This is a genomic window from Arthrobacter sp. CMU6 (genome assembly GCF_059090205.1).
In genome coordinates, this window is record NZ_JBNHFL010000007.1 from 58229 (window position 1) to 78602 (window position 20374).

Here is a 20374-nt window from a genome sequence, read left to right on the forward strand (position 1 = left end):
CTGACTAGCGGCTGTGGCGGAGTTCGGGCGAGGTCCGCCCGGAGTTTGCCGTGTCCGTCATCTCCTGGCTGACCGGGATCCGGGCAAGGACGCTGCGGATCACCCCTTGCGGAGTCTCGCCCGTGCTGGCGGCCTTGCGGTCCAGGATGATCCGGTGCGCCAGCACCGCCTCGGCGACAGCCACGACGTCATCAGGCAGCACGAAATCCCGGCCGTCCAGCGCCGCCGTCGCCTTCGCGGCGCGGAGCAGCTGCAGCAGCGAACGCGGGCTCGCACCCAGGCGCAGCATGGCGCTGTCCCGGGTGGCCCGGCCGACTGCCACGGTGTACTCCTTCACGGCTTGGGAAACGAACACCTGCTGGACGGTGGCGATCATGGCGGCGACGTCCGCCGCCGTGACGACCGCCTTGACCCGGGCCAGAGGGGACGTGGCCTGGTGGGTCTCGAGCATTTCGATCTCGGAGTCCTTGTCCGGGTACCCCATGGAGATCCGCGCCATAAAGCGGTCCCGCTGGGCTTCCGGGAGCGGATACGTCCCCTCCATCTCGATGGGGTTCTGGGTTGCCACCACCATGAACGGTTCGCCGAGCTTGTAGGAGTGTCCATCCACCGTGACCTGGTGCTCCTCCATGCATTCGAGCAGGGCGGACTGCGTTTTGGCGGAGGCCCGGTTGATCTCGTCGCCGATCACGATGTTGGCGAACACGGCTCCCGGACGGAACTCGAACTGGCGGGAGGACTGGTTGTAGATCGAGACGCCGGTGACATCCGAGGGGAGAAGGTCGGGGGTGAACTGGATCCGGCTGACGGAACAGTCGATGGTGCGTGCCAGCGTTTTGGCCAGCAGCGTCTTGCCCACGCCGGGGACATCCTCCAGGAGCAGGTGGCCCTGGGCGAGCAGGACCGTCAGCGCCAGCTTCGCGGCCTCGGCCTTGCCATCGATGACGGTGTTGATGGCACTGAGGATGCGTTCGCTGGCGGCTCGGAACGCCGGTGCTTCCAGGGGAACTGTTTTGTGTCCGTTGAGGGGGTTGACGTTGCGTGCAGCACTTTCGGTGAAGCCCTCTCCGCCGGGAAGTGCTTCGTCGATCGTGATGCGTCGGTGCGGTTCCATCGGCAACCTTTCAGCCCAGAGTGAAGCGGAACGAAGCGGCGGAGGTCTGCCGTTGCCCTCGTTGGGCGCTCACATCCGTCCGTAACCAGCGTACTAACACAACTGCCGTGGCTAACAGAGAGTTCCCCGTAAATCTCCGGGTAATGCCGAGCCTAAACGGCGGTCAACGCTGAGCGGGAACAGGCAGGGCGGGGCGGTGGGAAGGGCGGAGCCGGGGCGGTGGGAAAGGCGGAGCCGGGGCGGTGGGAAGGGCGGAGCCGGGACGGTGGGAAAGGCGGAGCCGGGGCGGCCGCTAGGCTGGAGGAATGCGGCATTCCCTGACACCCAGGCCCTACCGGGCTCCCGGCAGCGACGGTTCCGGCAAGCGCGGTTTCCCGCCGGCGCCCGAACCGCTGCCCGTTCCCGTGATGGACAACCACACGCACCTGGACTTCCCGACTGACGACGTCCGGGTGGACATCGCGGCTGCCCTCGATGCAGCCGAGGCCGTGGGTGTCTGCGGCGCCGTGCAGGTGGGATGCGACCTCGAATCCTCGAGGTTTACCGTGCGCGCCGTCGATCTGGATCCGCGCCTTCTGGGGGCGGTGGCCCTGCACCCGAACGATGCACCGGACTACGCTGCCCGCGGTGAGCTTGAGGACGCTCTGGCGGAGATTGAGGAGCTCGCAGCCCACCCCCGCGTACGCGCCATCGGCGAAACCGGCCTGGATTTCTTCCGCACGGAAGGGGAGGGGCTGGCCCATCAGCGCTACTCCTTCCGGCGGCACATCGACATCGCGAAGCGGCTGGACCGGACCCTGCAGATCCACGACCGCGACGCCCACGACGACGTAGTCCAGGTCCTGCGCGAGGAAGACACCCCGGACCGGGTTGTTTTCCACTGCTTTTCCGGGGACGCGGAGCTCGCCCGGATCTGCAACAGCGAAGGATGGTTCATGTCCTTCGCCGGGACACTGACCTTCAAGAACGCCACCAACCTCAGGGAAGCGCTCGCCGTGGCCGATCCGGAGCTGGTGCTGGTTGAAACCGACTCTCCATTCCTCACGCCGCACCCGCACCGCGGCCGCCCCAACGCCAGCTACATGGTGCCGTACACCGTGCGGGCGATGGCGGAATTGACAGAAACAGACCTTGCCGGGCTTTGTGGCCAGGTCAGCGCAAATACCGTACGGGCCTACGGATCCTGGGACTAATGCCCGGCTCGATATGAGCTGACGGTTGCATACCTGGTAGGCAGATATTTTGGACGGTTATAACGCTTCGGTTACAGTGAAAAATTATTAGCCGGGGTCGGGGAAGGCCTCCGGATGATGTAACTCACTTTCGTGACAGGCAGGGCGCCTCCGGATGCCCTGCCATGTGAGTGTGGCGACGCACATGCCTGCAGTCTGCTCCGGCTTGCCCGGAGCCACCTCTTGGGTGACCGCTGCGGGTCCCCCTGTGCGTTTTTCCCCGTGCCCGGATGGCTCAAAAGTTACGGGCAATCGTGGTCAACTTCTTCACGTCAGACGGCAAGTTCAGTTTCATCAAGGTCGGCACGCAACTGGTGGTGCTCTGCGCCCTCGTGCTGGGGCTCGTGGCCTTTGTGGGCAACAACAAGACAGTCACCCTGAACGTCGACGGGAAAGTAAGCTCCGTCCAGACCTTCGGCGGCACCGTCGAACAGGTGGTCAAGAGCGCGAATGTCGAGCTGCACCCGGCCGACCGCGTCTCGCCCGCACTCGAGGCCAGTGTCCAGAACGGCTCCGTCATCAACGTGAACCTGGCGAAGGCCGTGAAGGTCAGCCTCGACGGTGCCGAGAAGACCGTGAGCACGACGGCGCAGGACGTGGCCGGGCTCGTGACCCAGCTCGGCGTGGCCAGCTCCTCGGAGCTCTCCGTGCCGAAGGACGCGCAGCTGGCCGTGGACGGTTCGTTCGTGGCCATCTCGACGCCGAAGACCGTCAGCATCATCGCCGACGGCAAGGCCAGGAAGACCACCACCACGGCGACCAACGTCGGCGAGGTCCTCAAGGACGCCAAGATCAGGCTTGCCGCCGCTGACCGGACATCGCAGCCGGCACACGCCCCGGTGGTCAACAACATGGTGATCAAGGTCTCCCGCGTTGTCGGCAAGACAGCCACCGTCACCGAAGGGGTCGCGTTCCAGAGGCTGACCACGGACAGTGCCACCCTTCCCAAGGGTGAAGAGAAGGTCACCCAGGAAGGCGTCCCGGGCGAGACGACCCTCACCTACAAGCTGGTCCTGGTCGATGGCCGTGAGGCCTCCAGGACACTCGTCTCCAAGACCACCACCCGGGAGCCGGTAACCGAGAAGATCACGGTCGGCACCAAGGAAGAGCCCAAGCCGGCAGCAGCAGCGGAAGCCGACAGCGGAAACACCGGCGCCGCAGCCCCGGCCATGATGAACGTGGGCATGTGGGACAAGATCGCCCAGTGCGAGTCCGGCGGCAACTGGTCCATCAACAGCGGCAACGGTTACTACGGCGGCCTGCAGTTCGACGTCCAGACGTGGATCGGCGCCGGCGGCGGCGCCTACGCCCCGAACGCCAGCCAGGCTACCAAGGCCCAGCAGATCGACATCGCCAACCGGGTCTATGCCGAGCGGGGCCTCCAGCCGTGGGGCTGTGGCTGGGCCGCAAGCAGCTAGCCGCCGGCAACCACCTGGTGCGATAACCCTGCGCAACAACCCCCGCCATCACGGCAGCTGACCACAGCCGCGGTGGCCGCGAAGGCCGGGTCCGGAACTTCCGGACCCGGCCTTCGCCGTTCCCGCCCACAGTGTCTGGCCCCTGATGAACACCGGGCCCCGTTCCATCCGGAACGCCGGGATAGGATACCTAGGTGACTGACCCGACCCCCTCCGCCTCCGGCACTGCGCCCGCTCCACTGTTTGGTGCCTCCGATATCCGCAGGCTGGCCGGGGAGATCGGCGTCCGCCCCACCAAGACACTTGGCCAGAATTTCGTCATCGACGGCAACACCATCCGCAGGATCGTGGCCGCCGCCGGCATCGGGCCTGAGGAGACGGTCCTCGAAATCGGACCCGGGCTGGGTTCGCTGACGCTCGGGCTCCTCGACGCCGCCAAGGCGGTGGTCGCCGTCGAAATTGACCCCGTCCTGGCCGCGAAGCTGCCGGAAACCATCCGGCAATGGCGCCCCGACGCCGCCGGTGACTTCCACCTGGTCCTCGCCGACGCCATGAAGGTGACGGAGCTGCCGGCCGAGCCCGCAGCCCTCGTTGCCAACCTGCCATATAACGTCGCGGTGCCGGTGGTGCTCCACCTGCTGCAGTACTTCCAGTCGATCCGGCACGGCCTCGTCATGGTCCAGGACGAAGTCGCCGACCGGCTCGCCGCCGAACCCGGCTCCAAGATTTACGGCGTGCCCTCGGTCAAGGCTGCGTGGTACAGCAGCATGCGCAAGGCCGGCGTCATAGGCATGAACGTCTTCTGGCCCGCGCCCAAGATCCAGTCCGGCCTCGTGGCCTTCACCCGGCGTGAGCCCCCGGCCACCACCGCCAGCCGCGAGGAGGTCTTCGCTGTCATTGATGCTGCGTTCGCGCAGCGCCGCAAGACACTCCGTGCGGCCCTGGCCGGGTGGGCCGGCAGCGCCGCCGAAGCGGAGCGCTGCCTGGTCGCAGCCGGGGTCGACCCCACCGCGCGGGGCGAAGTGATCGATATCGCCGCGTTCGCGAGGATCGCCGAAGCCCGCGCGGCCGCGGACGCCTGATGGCCGTCCACGGCCTGAGGGGGCGCTTCGCGGCAAGGACCGTCCGGGTCAAGGCACCGGGCAAAGTAAACGTCTCACTGGATGTCGGGCCGCTGCGCCCGGACGGCTACCACTCGGTGGCCAGCGTGTACCTGGCGGTGTCGTTGTACGAGGAAGTCGCGGCCACCAGCACAGCTTCCGGCGGCATCACGGTCAGCATCAGTCCCGACAGCACACTGGACCTCGACGGGGTGGACATCCCGCTCGATGAGCGGAACCTCGCATACAAGGCGGCCGCCATCATGGCCGATGTATCAGAACACTCCACCGGCGTGCACCTTGAAATCACCAAGCGGGTCCCCGTAGCGGGCGGCATGGGCGGCGGCTCCGCGGATGCTGCCGCTACGCTCCTGGCCTGCGACGCGCTGTGGAACAGCGGCCTGTCCCGGGACGAACTCGCCCAGTTGGCCGCCGAACTCGGGGCGGACGTTCCCTTCGCGCTGCTGGGCGGCACGGCCGTGGGGCTGGGCGTGGGCGATGACCTGTCGCCTGCCCTGGCGAAGGCCCAGATGGACTGGGTGCTGGTGACGGCCGAGTTCGGGCTGTCCACGCCGGAGGTGTTCCGCACCCTGGACCGGCTCCGCGAGGCCGAGGGGCTGGACGTCGAGGAGCCCACGGCAGTGGATCCCAAGATCCTGCAGGCCCTGCGCAACGGCGACGCCGACGCCCTGAGCAGGGTGCTGGTCAACGACCTGCAGCGGGCGTCCATCGAACTCGCCCCCGGGCTCCGGGACACCCTGGGCCTTGGCGAATCCTGCGGAGCCATCGCCGGCATCGTTTCCGGTTCCGGACCCACCGTGGCCCTGTTGACCCACAATCCGGAAGCGGCGGAGAACCTCGCGGGGGAGCTGGAGCACAAGGGCCTCAACGCCCTGGCCGTCCACGGCCCGGTGCCCGGAGCCCGCATCATCTCCGATACGCTCCTTTAATACCTTTACCTTCACAGCAGAAAGCAGTTCCCCGTGGCACACCTGCTCGGCGGCGAGAACCTCAAGGTTTCGTACGCAACCCGCACCGTTCTGGACGGCATCACCCTTGGGCTTGAAGAGGGCGACCGGATCGGGATGGTGGGCAGGAACGGCGACGGCAAGTCCACGCTGATGCGGCTGCTGGCGCTCCGGTCCACACCGGATTCCGGCCGGGTCACCAAGCGCGGGGACGTCAACATCGGCTACCTGGACCAGAGCGACGTCCTCGACGCCGACCTGACGGTGGGCGCCGCGATCGTCGGCGACAAGGCCGACCACGAGTGGGCCGCGAACCCCCGGATCCGCGAAATCATGGGCGGACTGGTGTCCGACGTCGACTGGCACGCCAATGTGCACGCCCTGTCCGGCGGCCAGAAGCGGCGCGTCGCGCTGGCCAAGCTCCTCATCGAGGACCATGACGTCATCATGCTCGATGAGCCCACCAACCACCTGGACGTCGAGGGCGTGGCCTGGCTGTCGCGGCACCTGAAGACCCGGTGGCGGCCCAACCAGGGGGCTTTCCTCGTGGTCACCCACGACCGCTGGTTCCTCGACGAAGTCTGCAACAAGACCTGGGAAGTCCATGACGGGATCGTTGACCCGTTCGACGGCGGATACGCCGCCTACGTCCTGGCCCGCGCCGAGCGGGACCGCACGGCCGCCGTCGTCGAAAGCAAGCGCCAGCAGCTGGTGAAGAAGGAACTCGCCTGGCTGCGCCGCGGCGCCCCGGCCCGGACGTCCAAGCCCAAGTTCCGGATCGAAGCGGCCAACGCCCTGATCGCCGACGTCCCGGAGCCGCGCGACGCCACGGCCCTGAGCAGGATGGCCACCGCGCGCCTGGGCAAGGACGTGCTGGACCTGGAGAACGTGACGCTCGATTTCCTGGGCGGCGAGGCCGGGCAGAAACTGTTCAACAACATCACGCTGCGGCTCGCGCCGGGGGAGCGGCTGGGCATCGTGGGCGTCAACGGCGCCGGCAAGACCACCCTGCTGAAACTGCTCAACGGTGAAATCCAGCCGTCGGCCGGAAAGGTCAAGAAGGGCAAGACGGTGGTCACCGCCGTCCTCACCCAGGAGGTCAAGGAGCTCGACGACGTCGCCGACCTCCGCGTCATCGAGGTCATCGAGCGCGAAAAGCGGTCCTTCAACGTGGGCGGCAAGGAGTTCACCGCCGGTCAGCTCGTGGAGCAGCTCGGCTTCACAAACCAGAAGCAGTGGACCCCGGTCCGCGACCTGTCCGGCGGCGAGCGGCGCCGCCTGCAGCTCCTGCGGCTGCTGGTGGGCGAGCCCAACGTGCTGATGCTCGACGAACCCACCAATGACCTCGACACCGATACCCTCGCCGCCGTCGAAGACGTCCTGGACGGCTGGCCGGGCACGCTCGTGGTGGTCAGCCACGACCGCTATCTGCTCGAACGCGTCACCGACCACCAGATGGCCCTGCTCGGCGACGGCAAGATCCGCGGCCTTCCCGGCGGCGTCGACCAGTACCTCGAACTCCGCGAGAACACGCTCGCCGGCTCCACCGTCACCGGCGGCGGAAATCCCGTCACCGGCCCGTCAGCCGGCGGGGAAGCAGCACCCGCCGGTCCCTCCGAAGCCGAGAAGCGCGAGGCCCGCAAGTCCCTCAACCGCGTGGAACGCCAGCTCAACAAGCTCGCCCAGCAGGAAGAGAAGATCCACGTCCAGATGGCCGCCAGCACCAACGACGGCGACTTCGACCGCCTCGGCGACCTCAACAAGCAGCTCAAGGACCTGACCGAGGAAAAGGACGCCCTCGAACTGGAATGGCTCGAGGCGTCAGAAGTCCTCGGCGAATAGGGCAACGGCAAACAGGGCGAACTCAGGGCTCGCTGCGGAGTTCCGGGTCCTTTTTCAGGCCGGTCAGGCCGTTCCAGGCGAGGTTGACCAGGTGGGCGGCCACAGCCCGCTTGTCGGGCTGGCGGGCGTCCTGCCACCATTGGCCCGTCATCGCCACCATGCCCACGAGCATCTGCGCGTACATGGCGCCGTCGGCGGCACTGAACCCGCGGCGGGCGAATTCGTCGGACAGGATGTGTTCAACGCGGGCCGTCACGTGGGAGAGCAGCGTGGAAAAGGCGCCTTCGGGCTGGGACGGGGGAGCGTCCCGCATGAGGATGCGGAAGCCGTCGGTGCGGTCCTCGATGTAGGTGAGCAGGGCCAACGCGGCGCGCTCCACGAGGACGCGCGGCTTGGCTTCGTCGGCCAGTGCGCTGTTGATGTCGGCGAGCAGGATCCGGAACTCGTACTCGACGACCTGCGTGTACAGGCCCTCCTTCGAGCCGAAGTGCTCGTAGATCACGGGCTTGGAAACGCCGGCGGCGGCAGCGATCTCCTCGATGGTGGTGCCGTCCAGCCCCCGCATGGCGAACAGGGCCCGCCCTACTTCGATGAGCTGCGACCGGCGCTGGGGTCCGGTCATCCGCGACCGGGGGATGCGCCCCGCCGCTGCTTCGGGCCTTGCTGGCAGGTTCCCCGGACCGTCAGTTGTCCCTGTGCTGTTGCTCACCGTCCAATCATGCCTTATGCCAAGCGGCGGCAGGGGTGGCAGCCGGTTCCGGTGCGCTGCCCGTACCGGCGCCGGCGCACCGGATGCGCCGAGGTCGCATGAGCGTCAACGTTCGTGGCAGAATTGGTTCTCGTGCCCGGGCTAAGTGCCGGGCATGGTCCGCTCTGGTGTAATGGCAGCACCCCGGCCTTTGGAGCCGTGGAGTATAGGTTCGAATCCTATGGGCGGAACAGCTGCATCAGCGGTGTCCAGTAGGATGAACCCTGTTGCCGGTTCCGGGCACAGGTTCGGACACCGCCGCGCAGGCAGCCGCGGATGCAGTACAGCGCAACCGAGCAAGGAGAGCCCGTACGTGAGCCCCGAGAAATCCGGCCCAGCCGCCGTTATCGTCCTAGCTGCAGGTGCCGGTACCCGGATGAAATCCCGTACCCCCAAGATCCTCCACGAAATCGGCGGCCGTTCCATGGTGGGCCACGCCCTCCTGGCCGCCCGCAGCATCAGCCCCCGCCGCCTGGCCCTGGTGGTCCGGCACGAGCGCGACCGCGTCGCCGCCCACCTCACCGAACTCGATCCGGACGCCCTCATCGTGGACCAGGACGAGGTGCCGGGCACCGGACGCGCCGTCGAGGTTGCCCTCGAAGCCCTTGACGCCAAGGAGCCCGTCGCCGGGACCGTCGTGGTCACCTACGGCGATGTGCCGCTGCTCACGGGTGAGATGCTCTCCGAGCTGGTGTCCACCCACGAGCGCGAGGGCAACGCCGTCACGGTGCTCACCGCGATCCTGGACGACGCCACCGGCTACGGCCGCATTCTCCGCGGCGAAGACGGCACCGTGACCGGCATCCGCGAGCACAAGGACGCCACCGACGCCGAGCGTGTAATCCGCGAGATCAACTCCGGCATCTACGCCTTTGACGCCGCCGTCCTCCGGGACGCACTCCAGCACGTCACCACCGACAACTCGCAGGGGGAAAAGTACCTGACCGACGTCCTCGGGCTTGCCCGCGAGGCCGGTGGCCGCGTGGCCGCCGTCGTCACCGCCGACCGCTGGCAGGTGGAAGGCGCCAACGACCGCGTCCAGCTCGCCGCCCTCGGGGCGGAGCACAACCGCCGGATCGTGGAAGCCTGGATGCGCGCCGGTGTTACCGTCGTCGATCCCGCCACCACCTGGATCGACTCCACGGTGACCCTGGCGGAGGACGTCCGGATCCTGCCCAACACCCAGCTGTACGGCGCCACCACGGTGGCGCGGGACGCCGTCGTCGGCCCCGACTCCACGCTGACCGATGTCAGCATCGGGGAAGGTGCCAAGGTGACCCGCACCCACGGTTCCGGCGCGGAGATCGGCGCGGGAGCCACCGTTGGCCCCTTCACATACCTGCGCCCGGGAACCGTCCTCGGCGAGACGGGCAAGATCGGCGCGTTCTACGAAACCAAGAACGTCAGGATCGGCCGCGGCTCCAAGCTGTCCCACCTGGGCTACGCCGGGGACGCCGAAATCGGCGAGGACACCAACATCGGCTGCGGCAACATCACCGCGAACTACGACGGCGAGAAGAAGCACCGCACGGTGATCGGTTCGGGCGTCCGCACCGGCTCCAACACAGTATTCGTCGCTCCGGTCACGGTGGGGGACGGTGCCTACAGCGGCGCCGGAGCCGTGATCCGGAAGGACGTGCCTGCCGGCGCCCTGGCGCTGTCCATGGCAGCACAGCGCAACGCCGAAGGCTGGGTGGCCGCCAACCGTCCCGGCTCGCTGTCCGCGGAACTGGCAGAAGCCGCCGCGGCCCGCGAAGGCCGCACTGATTCCTCAAATTCCCCCGCATCTACAGAAGAGGGCTAGCAACCATGACCGAAATTACGGCTCACGGCGAGAAGAAACTGGTGCTCGCCGCAGGGCGTGCACACCCGGAGCTTGCCCGGGAGATCGCCAAGGAGCTGGGCACGGAACTGCTGCCTGTGGACGCCTACGACTTCGCCAACGGCGAGATCTACGTCCGCGCCGGGGAGAGCGTCCGCGGAACGGATGCCTTCGTCATCCAGGCGCACCCCGCACCGCTGAACAACTGGCTCATGGAACAGCTGATCATGATCGATTCGCTCAAGCGTGCCTCGGCCAAGCGGATCACCGTGGTTTCGCCGTTCTACCCGTACTCGCGCCAGGACAAGAAGGGCCGCGGCCGCGAGCCCATCTCTGCCCGCCTCGTGGCAGACCTGTACAAGACCGCGGGCGCCGACCGCATCATGAGCGTGGACCTGCACACCTCGCAGATCCAGGGCTTCTTCGACGGCCCGGTGGACCACCTCATGGCCATTCCGCTGCTTGCCGACTACATCCGCACCCGCGTCGCCGCAGACAACATCACCGTTGTCTCGCCGGACACCGGCCGCGTGCGCGTGGCGGAACAGTGGGCCGAGCGCCTCGGCGGCGCCCCGCTCGCCTTCGTCCACAAGAGCCGCGACCTGACCGTTCCCAACCAGGCCGTATCCAAGACCGTGGTGGGCCAGATCGAGGGCCGCACCTGCGTGCTCATCGACGACATGATCGACACCGGCGGAACCATCTCCGGCGCGGTGCAGGTGCTCAAGAACGCCGGGGCCAAGGACGTCATCATCGCCGCGACGCACGCAGTCTTCTCCGACCCGGCAGCCCGCCGGCTGTCCGAGTCGGGCGCCCGCGAAGTTGTGGTCACCGACACCTTGCCCATCCCGGCCGCCAAGCGCTTCCCCGAGCTCACCGTGCTTTCCATCGCTCCGCTGATCGCCCGGGCCATCCGGGAAGTGTTCGACGACGGATCGGTCACCAGCCTTTTCGACGGCAACGCCTAGCCACACTGAAATGGGCCCACGCCAGCCGGGTTCCCTGAGCGAGCTCGCGAGCTAGGGGGCTGGTGGGGACTGTTTTCAGTAAACAGGCCGGGCACTGGTAAGCTTCTTTCCGATACCTTGGCGAGGGAGAGCGCCGGAATTCCGCAGGCGCGGAACACCGGACTGCCTGTCTCCGTAATCGACTGGGTCTGAATCACCCTTCTGGTGGGGCCGCCTTCGGGCCGCCCGGCGTTGAAGGTCACTCCAGACCTCCGCCCTTGCTGAACCAACAATCCACCAGGAGTACACATGTCTGAGCAGAAGCTCGCAGCAGAAGCACGCACCGAATTCGGCAAGGGCTTCGCCCGCCGCGCCCGCGCAGCCGGCCAGATCCCCGCCGTGATCTACGGCCACGGCGCAGAGCCCATCCACATCACCCTGCCGGCCAAGGCCACCACCCTGGCTGTCCGCACCGCCAACGCCCTGCTGTCCCTGGACCTCAACGGTGAAGGCCACCTGGCCCTCGTCAAGGACGTCCAGCGCGATCCGATCAAGCAGATCATCGAGCACATCGACCTGCTGACCGTCCGCCAGGGCGAGAAGGTCACCGTTGACGTTCCCGTGCACGTTTCCGGCGAAACCGCCCCGGGCACCGCGCACAACCTGGAGCTGACCGTCGTCTCCCTGGAGGCCGAGGCAACCCACCTGCCCGAGTCCGTCGAGGTCAACATCGAGGGCCGCGCCGCCGGCGAGCACATCCACGCCTCCGACCTCGTGCTTCCCAAGGGTTCCGTCCTGCTGACCGACGCCGAGGCCCTGGTCGTCAACATCTCCGAGGCCACCGCAGCGGCTGCAGAAGAGGGCGAAGCCGAGGAAGCCCCCGCAGGAGAGGCCCCGGCCGCAGAAGCTGCTGCCGAGTAATTCGGGCACAATCCTTCCGCGTTCCATAGAGCGCGGACCGGTGGCCGGGTCCTTTACGGGCCCGGCCACTGCCGTCCCTGCCCCACTTGCATGCAAACCCCCGCCTTAGGATTGATTCATGACTGACACCTGGCTGATCGTAGGCCTTGGCAACCCCGGACCTGAGTACAGCGGCAACCGGCACAACGTCGGCCAGATGGTGCTGGACGGCATGGCCGCCCGGATCGGCGGGAAGTTCAAGGCGCACAAGGCCAGGGCCCTGATCCTCGAAGGCCGGCTGGGCATCGGCGGTCCCCGCGTGGTGCTGGCCAAGCCAGGGACATACATGAACGTCTCCGGCGGTCCCGTGTCCGCCCTTGCCAGGTTTTACGACGTCGAGCCGTCCCGCGTGGTGGCCGTCCATGACGAGATTGACATCCCCTTCAACACGGTGAAGCTGAAGATCGGCGGCGGTGAGGGAGGGCACAACGGACTCCGGGACATCTCCAAGGCCCTCGCCACCAAGGACTACCTCCGCGTCCGGGTGGGAGTCGGTCGGCCGCCGGGCCGGATGGACACCGCCGACTACGTGCTCCGGGACTTTGGCACCACTGAAAAGAAGGAACTGCCCTTCCTGCTCGATGACGCAGCGGACGCCGTCGAGCTCCTCATCAGGGAAGGCCTGACCGCCGCACAGCAGCAGTTCCACACCGCCAAGGTGTAGCGCCGCCTCCCACGGCTATTCCTCCCCGCCGCCCCAACCCTCAAGGTCGCATCAAGGTCTGCGAAATGTGCTCGCAGTTCCCTATATCCCTGCAATGTAACGGGGTAGTCTACTTTCTAAGCGGGGGAGGCGATGGAGCCTTTATCCTGCCGGGCGGGATGTAAGGAAAAGTTCATGTCAATTGAGCCACTGAGCTGGGGACGTGGGTCTACGGCGGGCGTGCTGGCGGGACCGGCGGGCGTCGCGGGCGGAACGGACCTCCAACGATGGTCGGTTCCGGCGCGCAGCGCAGACCTTGACGCCATCCGCACTGCGCTGACAGATCCCGAGTCCCTGGGCGTAGTCATCACCGGCGCGCGCGGTGTGGGGAAATCCTCGCTAGCCCGCACCGCCGTCGCCGAGCTGGGCCCCGACGTCTGGCCGCTGCAGCTGCGCAGCCCCCTGACCGGCTCACAAACCTCATACGGCTGCCTCGCCTTCCTCCTGGCCAGGCTTCCGCAGTCCGCGCTGGCTTCCCCCACCGCCATCCTCCAGGGCATCACCTCCCTGATCCGGTCCGACGCCGCCGGCCGCGACTGCATCATCACCCTGGACACCACCGGCCAGATCGATGACATGAGTGCCGGCGTCATCCTGAACATCATGCTGACGCACACCGCCCGCGTTATCGCCATTGCACCCAGCACCAGCGACCTTCCGGCTGACTTCCACTGGCTGCTCACCGACCGGCGGCTGACCGAAGTCCGGCTGGACAACCTCAACGAGCTGCAAACCCGGCAGGTGCTGCTGACCCTGCTGGGCCACCGGGTCTCGGCTTCGCTCGTGAGCACCTACCATGCGATCGTGGGCGGCAATCCGCTCCTGCTCAAGGCGCTCGTCACGGAGCAGCAGCAGTCCGGAAACCTCGTCCTGTCCGATTCCGTCTGGACCCTGCGGGACAGGGTGGTGCTCGACGGCGCCACCGGCCTGGATGACATCGTCCGGTCCCGCTGGTCCCGGGAAGAGCCGGAAACCCGTGAAGTCATCGAGATGCTTGCCTGTGCCCGGCGTGTCCCGCTGACCAGGCTGACCGAAATTTACGGTACAGCCACCGTGGCCGACATGGAGGACGCCGGGCTGCTGACGGTAGCCGACACCGGCGACCGCTGGGTCTGCCTGCGGGAACAGTACCTCGGGGACGTCGTGCGGTCCTGGCTGAGCATCTCCCGCCGCCGTGAACTCCGCGCCCTGTTGCTGGGCGGCCACGAGCCCGAGCTGTCCGCCCTGACCATGGAGGAACGGATCGAGTTCGCGGCCTGGACCAAGGAGTGCCAGGCCGAGCTCAGCCCTGCCATGGCGGTGGCCGCAGCGGAGGCGGCGGTGCAGCTCTTTGACCCGCGGTTCGCGATCTCCTGCGTTGAAGGGATCAAGAAGACCGACGACGTCTGGGTGGAAGCGCAGCTGCACAAGGCCACCGCTTACCTGCTGCTTGACCTGCCGCTGCAGGCCATGGCCTCGCTGGAGGACATTTCCCGGGTGCAGCTGGACGCGCTCAGCGAGGACGCCTTCGCCCGCGTGGTGGCAGCCAAGAGCCGGGTCATGGTCTGGCTGCCGGAACTGTGCGGCCAGGTGCCGGACGAGCTCGCAGCGGCCCGCAAGCGCCTGGGCGTGGGTGCAGGGGTGGCATCCAGCTGGCCCGATCCGCTTGGCACGGCCGCCAACGTCATCACCCTGGCCGAGTTTGAATACAAGTCCTTCATCGGCGACTACGCCTCCATGGTCAGCGACCTGGAGAAAGCCTCCGACCCCGCGATCAACAGGGACCCGGCCTTCAGGATCCAGGCAGCACTGCTCCTAATGCACGCCCTGTCGGCGGTCGGCCGGGAAATGGACGCGCTCCAGCTGATGCGGCGCGTCGGCGGGCAGCTCTCGGATGCGGGGCCGCTGACAGGACTGCGGGAACGGTTCGCGATGACGGCGTTCAACGTGCTGCTGCAGGCCGGCCAGTGGAAACGGTGCCTGGAACTCGTCGGCCCGCCCAAGGGGCAGGAGGAACGCCGGCTGGCGTACCGGACGTCTGCGACGGAGCTGGCCACCGGCATCGCGTACGTCTTCTCCGGCCGCGGCGCCGTGGCGCTGGACTCTCTGCTGTCCGCCGTTGCCCAGCTCGAGCTCCGCCCCGTGCTGAACATGCTGCAGGCCGCCTACGCCGCCACGGCCTTCGCCTACGCCCAGATCGGCAACGCCGGGCAGGCGCACAAGTACCTCGACAAGCTCCGCGGGGTGCGCGGCCACTGCAACTTCGGCACCGTGTTTGTCACCGAGTTCTGCGCCGACATGGCGGGGCGGTGGCTGGGGGACACCGACGCCGTGAAGCGCCTGCTCGCGGCAGCACGCCGCGACATCGATGCCGGCCGGTACACGCTGGCGGGCATCAGCCTGCTCGGCGCGACCGTCAACGGCTCCGATGAGGACTTCCGCCTGATGGAGGAGGTGGCGGGCCACCGCCAGGGGACCCTCGCCGAGATCTCACGCCTCATCGCCGTGGGCACCCGCACGAAGGACGCCAAGGTTCTTTTGGAAGGCGCGCACCTGTGCGCCGAACTGGAGCTCGACGCCGTTGAGGCCCGGTGCGTCGCGCTCGCCGTCGACTTTGCCCGCCATTCCGGCGATTCCGCCTCCGCCCGCGTGGCCCAGGCACGGCTGGACAGCCTTACCGCCACGGTGCCAAGCCTCCCGATCGTTCCCAGCAGCGGCAGCCCGCTCCTTACCGCGCGTGAACGCCAGATCTCCCGGCTGGCCGGAAGGGGCGTATCCAACCGGGACATCGCCCTGGAGATGGGGGTATCAGTCCGAACAGTGGAGGGCCACCTGTACCAGGTGTTCACCAAGCTCGGCGTGACATCCAGGGGTGATCTGCCTGGCCTCGTCTAACAGCTCCTCAGCAAACAGCGCTTCGCCCAGCCATTCGTCCCACGGCGCCTCGTCCAATGGCCGCGGTTCCAAAGCGGCAACCGAAGCCCGCCAGCTCACCGGCCGCCGTGAAGCGATAGAGCATGTCTGCACCATCATCCGCAGCCGTGCCAGCCAGGCCGTCTACCTGATGGCCGGCCCCGGCGTGGGAAAGACCTCGGTGACGGACGCCGTGCGGGAGAAGCTGGCGGGGGAGATGACCGTGCTCCGCATCCACGGCAGCTCCTCGCTGGCCAAGGTCCCCTACGGCGTGCTGGCACCATACACCTCCGGGCTGGCCCCGGAGGAGGCGGACTCGCCGGTCGCGGTGCTGCGGGCCGTCTGGGCCCACTTCCAGGAGCTGAAGGGAAACGGCGGCCCCAACGGCGGCAACGACGCCCCCGTACTGCTGGTGGTGGATGACGCCCACCACCTCGACGACGCCACGGCCAGCATGGTGGTGGACATGACATCGGCAGGCTGGGCGACCGTGCTGGCAGCCGGACGGCCGCGGCCGGGCCTGCCCCAGGCCCTTAACCAGCTCTGGTACGACGGCCTGGCCGAACGCATCGATCTCCGGCCGCTCAACGGCGAGCAGGTCAGGGAGGTGGTGGAACACACTCTCCAGGGGACCGTCCCCGTCAGCACCGTCCAGTCGCTGTGGTCCGCCTCCGGCGGCAACCCGCTGCTCCTCGATTGCCTGCTCAGCGACGCAACAGCCGCCGGAACCCTGGTCCAGCGGAACGGGATCTGGGTGCTGCTCGGACCGTTGCCGGCCGACGGACCGAGGCTTTCGGATCTCGTGGTCAAGGATCTGCTCCGGAGAACGCCGGAGGAGCAGGACGCGCTGAAGGTGATCGCCCTGGCGGAACCGGTGCCCAGGCGCCTGATCGAGGACGTCTGCGGCGCCGGCGTCGTACGTTCATTGCTGGATAACCAGGTGGTGAGCGAATCAGCGGCTACGCAAACCGAGTTGCGGCTTACCCATGCGATCCTGGGCGAATCGACGCGGCGCCAGGTGTCCGTCTCGCGGAGCCTGCAGCTGCGGCAGAAGCTTGACGCGCACCTGGAACCCGCAGCGGCAAGCCCGGAGGGCAGGCTGCGGCTGGTCGAATGGTCGCTGGAATGCGGCATGGAGGTGCCCGACCGGGACCTGCTGGACGCCGGCCTGCTCGCTGCGACCACGTTCAACAATGCCGGCGCCCGGCTTATGGCCGGTCATGTGCGGGCACCGGAACTGCAGGCCCACGCGCACGCCATCACCGCGCGGGCCCACTTCAACGAAGGGAAATACCGCGAGGCCGCCGAACTCCTTGACAGCTGCTGGCTTGATCTGGCCGGGGATCCGGGAGCTCCGCAGGTCCTCATGCTCAGGGCGTCATCCCACATGGCGCTGGGAAAGTCAGTTTCGGCGCTCCGGGCGGAATCGCGCCACCAGCTGGAGGAAGCCGGGATCGCACCCGACGATGCCTGGCAGGACAGGATCCACGGCCTGCTGGAGATGGCTGCCGCCGGAGACCATGAAGGCATTGGTGCTGTGATCGAGGCGTTGGGCACCATTGATCCGGACACTGCATCCGGCGTTGAGGCGACACTGCACACCGTGGCGCAGGCACTGCTTGCCCAGACGCTGGTGGCTGCCGGCCGGTCACACCAGGCCCACGCCGCCGCGACAGCCGCCGGTCCCTTCCTGCCCGCGCTCAGCGGCGGCCTCTATTTCTTCAACGAGTTTGTCCTGACCCGGCTGGCGATCAGCACGCTCGCTGCCGGCAACTGGGAATCGGCCGAACACGAACTGTCCGGATACCCGGCTGAGCGCACCGAGGGTGCCTCGACCTTCGGCGGCGGCATCCAGGCACTGCGGGGCCTTGGACTGCTGCGGCAGGGGCAGCTGGAGCGCGCCTACCAGGTCCTCCTGCCCGCGGTCGAGGCGCTCCGGGTCAACGACCCGCTGCAGGAATTCAGGTTCGGCTCCTCGCTTGCCTTCTACGCGGCAGCGCGCCTGGGCGACACCGCCCAGGCCAAGCGGCTCGAACAGGACTTCATTTCCGCCAGGCACTCGAGCGGTCCCGGATGCGACGCAGTCGCGGAAGCCTATGCGGCCGCCGCGGCCGAATACCTCGACCGGAAGGGCAGCGGACTGGACAGGCTCCGTGAACTCGCGGCGTCCGAGTCCGTTACCGACCATCCAGGAACCAGGATGGAGTGCCTCATCCTGTGCTCGGATCTTGGCGAGCGGTCGCTGGCGCAGGAACTCGCCGCCCTCGCCGCCACCGTCGAGGGCCGGTGGGCTGCCGGCTGGCGGCAGCTGGCCCAGGCCTGGGCCTCGGAAGACGCCGATGTCCTCATGGACACAGGCGCCGGCCTGGAGGAGGCCGGCCTGCTGAACCTGGCGCGCGAGGCGTACGCCAGGGCCGGCGCCTTGCTGGACGCCGCGGGGGAGCGGCGCCGTGCCCGCCAGGCGATCGCGCACCGGGAGAAATGCGACCAGGAGCTGGGGGAGCGCTTCAGGGAGAGCCCGTTCGTCGCCTCGGTCCCCAGTGTCCACCTGACCCGCCGCGAGCGGGACATCGTGGAGCTGGCGGTGCAGGGCCTCTCCGACCGCGAGATCGCGCAGCAGCTGATGGTGTCCGTGCGGACTGTCGAGGGGCATCTGTACCGCAGCTACGTCAAGCTCGGCGTCCGCCGGCGCGACGAGCTCGCGCTTGCCCTGCCGAAGAAGTAGTCCCTGTCGAAGAAGTAGCCCTGCCGAAGTAGTAGCCCCTTCCGAAGAAGCAGCGCTTCCCAAGCAAATATTTTTGGGCCCCCTCCGGGCAAATTCCCCGCGGTTGCGCGCCGGACACCGGCACCTGCGGGAACCAGTAGTTAAGTACTCAGAAAAACGAGTACAGGATACTGGTGCCGCTGGCGCCGGTACGCGATTAACTAATAGTGGCAGCGGAAGCAGGGCTGATCTCCCCCCGAAGCTGCCACCAGATTTTCCAGGTCTCGCACCAGAGTTCCGGCCCTCGGGTCCGGGTAAGGCGGGGCCGGCGACGTCAGAGCCTTCTGAGACCGAGGCTCTCCCCCCAGCCGTCGCCGGTCCTTAAACGTAGTGAGTCAGCAACAAGCGAATATCCGACGGCGTGAAAAGGGCGGCCCGCAGCGACGGGGGCCGCTCTTCGTGTGCGCCCACTCAGGCATTCCCGCATTCAGGCATTCCGGAACGTGCGCCCGATCAGGCCGGTCCGGCTCCTGCCTGCTGCGCCCCAAACGTGCTGTGGGACAATTGAGAGGTACCTCGAGGCACCCAAGGAGTCCCATTGGCCGTAGTATCAACGCCAACCACGCTGACGCGTGCCCTTTCTGCGATGGACAATGCCGAGGTCCTGCGGATCCGCAACGACTTTCCCGTGCTGAACCAGACCGTCAACGGCCGTCCGCTCATCTATCTGGATTCCGGCGCAACATCGCAGAATCCGTTGAGCGTGATCGAGGCGGAACAGGAATTTTATGAGCAGCGGAACGCTGCCGTGCACCGCGGTGCCCACCACCTTGCCGTGGAGGCCACCGAGGTGTTCGAGGATGCCCGGCAGACCGTCGCCGACTTTGTCGGTGCGGCCTATGAGGAGATCGTCTGGACCTCCAATGCCACCGAAGGCCTCAATGTCATCAGTTACGCGCTGTCAAACGCCTCGCTGTGGGCAGCCCAGGGACGCGGCGACGCCCGGCTGCGTGAGCTCGCCCTGGGGCCTGGCGATGAAATCGTGGTCACCGAGATGGAACACCACGCAAACCTGATCCCCTGGCAGGAGCTGGCCTACCGGACCGGTGCCACGCTGCGGCATATCCCGCTTGACGACGCCGGGGTGCTGCGCATGGATGAGGCGGAGGAAATCGTGGGGGAGCGCACCCGGCTGCTGGCGTTCACCCACGCCTCGAACGTGCTGGGCACCATCAACCCGGTCAGCGACCTCGTGGCCCTCGCCCGGCGTGCGGGCGCCCTCGTGGTGCTGGATGCCTGCCAGTCGGCACCGCACCTTGCCCTGGACGTCAAGCAGCTGGATGTCGACTTCGCCGTGTTTTCCGGCCACAAGATGCTGGGACCTACCGGCGTCGGAGTGCTGTACGGCAAGCAGGAGCTCCTGGATGTGCTCCCCCCGGTCCTGACCGGCGGTTCCATGATCACCACCGTGACCATGGAACGCGCGGAGTACCTTCCCGCGCCGCAGCGGTTCGAGGCCGGAACCCAGAAAATTTCGCAGGCAGTGGCCCTTGCCGCCGCGATCAACTATCTGACGGAAACCGGCATCGACCGGGTGCACCGCTGGGAGTCCGAGCTGGGCCAGCGGATGGTGGCAGGCCTGGAAGCCATCGACGGCATCCGTGTGCTGGGTCCGGCCGCCGGCCAGGACCGCATCGGCCTGGCCGCCTTTGACGTCGCGGGTGTCCACGCGCACGACGTCGGCCAGTTCCTTGACGCGCGGGGCATTGCAGTCCGCGTGGGCCACCATTGCGCGCAGCCACTGCACCGCCGCCTGGGCCTGACGGCCACCACCCGGGCCAGCGCCTACTTGTACAACACCACCGACGACGTGGACGAATTCCTGGACGCAGTGTCCGGAGTCCGCGCCTACTTCCGGGCCTAG

14 protein-coding genes and 1 tRNA gene are annotated in these 20374 nt (G+C 67.5%); 13 read left to right on the forward strand and 2 right to left on the reverse strand.

The window, feature by feature from the left end:
• Positions 1-4: 4 nt before the first annotated feature.
• Positions 5-1114 (reverse strand): AAA family ATPase, encoded by a 1110-nt coding sequence (locus tag AC5RWD_RS06665; RefSeq protein WP_494019262.1) that lies wholly within the window; start codon positions 1112-1114, stop codon positions 5-7.
• 305 nt (positions 1115-1419) lie between these two features.
• On the opposite strand from AC5RWD_RS06665, the gene AC5RWD_RS06670 reads away from it, so the two are divergent.
• The 5 genes from AC5RWD_RS06670 (at position 1420) to AC5RWD_RS06690 (ending at position 7674) form a co-directional block, all read left to right on the forward strand.
• Positions 1420-2307, forward strand: a complete 888-nt coding sequence (locus AC5RWD_RS06670; RefSeq protein ID WP_494019263.1) for a TatD family hydrolase — start codon at positions 1420-1422, stop codon at positions 2305-2307.
• 269 nt (positions 2308-2576) lie between these two features.
• The gene (locus AC5RWD_RS06675) at positions 2577-3764 is read left to right on the forward strand and encodes a resuscitation-promoting factor (RefSeq protein ID WP_494019264.1); all 1188 of its coding nucleotides are present in this window, start codon (positions 2577-2579) and stop codon (positions 3762-3764) included.
• Between the two features lie 194 nt (positions 3765-3958).
• The gene (gene rsmA / locus AC5RWD_RS06680) at positions 3959-4846 is read left to right on the forward strand and encodes a 16S rRNA (adenine(1518)-N(6)/adenine(1519)-N(6))-dimethyltransferase RsmA (RefSeq protein WP_494019265.1); all 888 of its coding nucleotides are present in this window, start codon (positions 3959-3961) and stop codon (positions 4844-4846) included.
• Positions 4846-5814 carry a 4-(cytidine 5'-diphospho)-2-C-methyl-D-erythritol kinase gene (locus AC5RWD_RS06685; RefSeq protein ID WP_494019266.1) on the forward strand — a complete coding sequence of 323 codons (969 nt, stop codon included), beginning with the start codon at positions 4846-4848 and terminating at the stop codon, positions 5812-5814. The genes rsmA and AC5RWD_RS06685 overlap by 1 nt, the downstream gene beginning before the upstream one ends.
• Positions 5815-5847: 33 nt before the next feature.
• A complete protein-coding gene (locus tag AC5RWD_RS06690; protein WP_494019267.1) occupies positions 5848-7674 on the forward strand; it encodes an ABC-F family ATP-binding cassette domain-containing protein in 1827 nt (608 codons plus the stop codon).
• 22 nt (positions 7675-7696) lie between these two features.
• Here the strand turns inward: AC5RWD_RS06690 and AC5RWD_RS06695 are convergent, their stop codons facing one another.
• Entirely contained in the window at positions 7697-8296 is a 600-nt protein-coding gene (locus tag AC5RWD_RS06695; RefSeq protein WP_494019346.1) for a TetR/AcrR family transcriptional regulator, read from the reverse strand.
• 245 nt (positions 8297-8541) lie between these two features.
• On the opposite strand from AC5RWD_RS06695, the gene AC5RWD_RS06700 reads away from it, so the two are divergent.
• From AC5RWD_RS06700 to AC5RWD_RS06735, 8 genes are all read left to right on the forward strand, one after another.
• Positions 8542-8613, forward strand: a tRNA-Gln gene (locus AC5RWD_RS06700).
• A 122-nt stretch (positions 8614-8735) separates the two neighbouring features.
• The gene (glmU, locus tag AC5RWD_RS06705) at positions 8736-10226 is read left to right on the forward strand and encodes a bifunctional UDP-N-acetylglucosamine diphosphorylase/glucosamine-1-phosphate N-acetyltransferase GlmU (protein WP_494019268.1); all 1491 of its coding nucleotides are present in this window, start codon (positions 8736-8738) and stop codon (positions 10224-10226) included.
• Positions 10227-10231: 5 nt separating this feature from the next.
• Positions 10232-11212: a ribose-phosphate diphosphokinase gene (locus AC5RWD_RS06710; protein WP_494019269.1), complete on the forward strand. Its 981-nt coding sequence runs from the start codon at positions 10232-10234 to the stop codon at positions 11210-11212.
• A 288-nt stretch (positions 11213-11500) separates the two neighbouring features.
• The gene (locus AC5RWD_RS06715; RefSeq protein ID WP_494019270.1) at positions 11501-12112 is read left to right on the forward strand and encodes a 50S ribosomal protein L25/general stress protein Ctc; all 612 of its coding nucleotides are present in this window, start codon (positions 11501-11503) and stop codon (positions 12110-12112) included.
• A gap of 118 nt (positions 12113-12230) precedes the next feature.
• Positions 12231-12815 carry an aminoacyl-tRNA hydrolase gene (gene pth, locus AC5RWD_RS06720; protein WP_494019271.1) on the forward strand — a complete coding sequence of 195 codons (585 nt, stop codon included), beginning with the start codon at positions 12231-12233 and terminating at the stop codon, positions 12813-12815.
• Positions 12816-12989: 174 nt separating this feature from the next.
• Positions 12990-15728, forward strand: coding sequence for a helix-turn-helix transcriptional regulator (locus tag AC5RWD_RS06725; RefSeq protein ID WP_494019272.1), 2739 nt, complete (start codon positions 12990-12992; stop codon positions 15726-15728).
• Positions 15706-18471, forward strand: coding sequence for a LuxR C-terminal-related transcriptional regulator (locus AC5RWD_RS06730; protein WP_494019273.1), 2766 nt, complete (start codon positions 15706-15708; stop codon positions 18469-18471). Before AC5RWD_RS06725 ends, AC5RWD_RS06730 begins: the two co-directional genes overlap by 23 nt.
• A gap of 577 nt (positions 18472-19048) precedes the next feature.
• Complete coding sequence (locus AC5RWD_RS06735) at positions 19049-20374, forward strand: SufS family cysteine desulfurase (protein ID WP_494019274.1); 1326 nt, start codon at positions 19049-19051, stop codon at positions 20372-20374.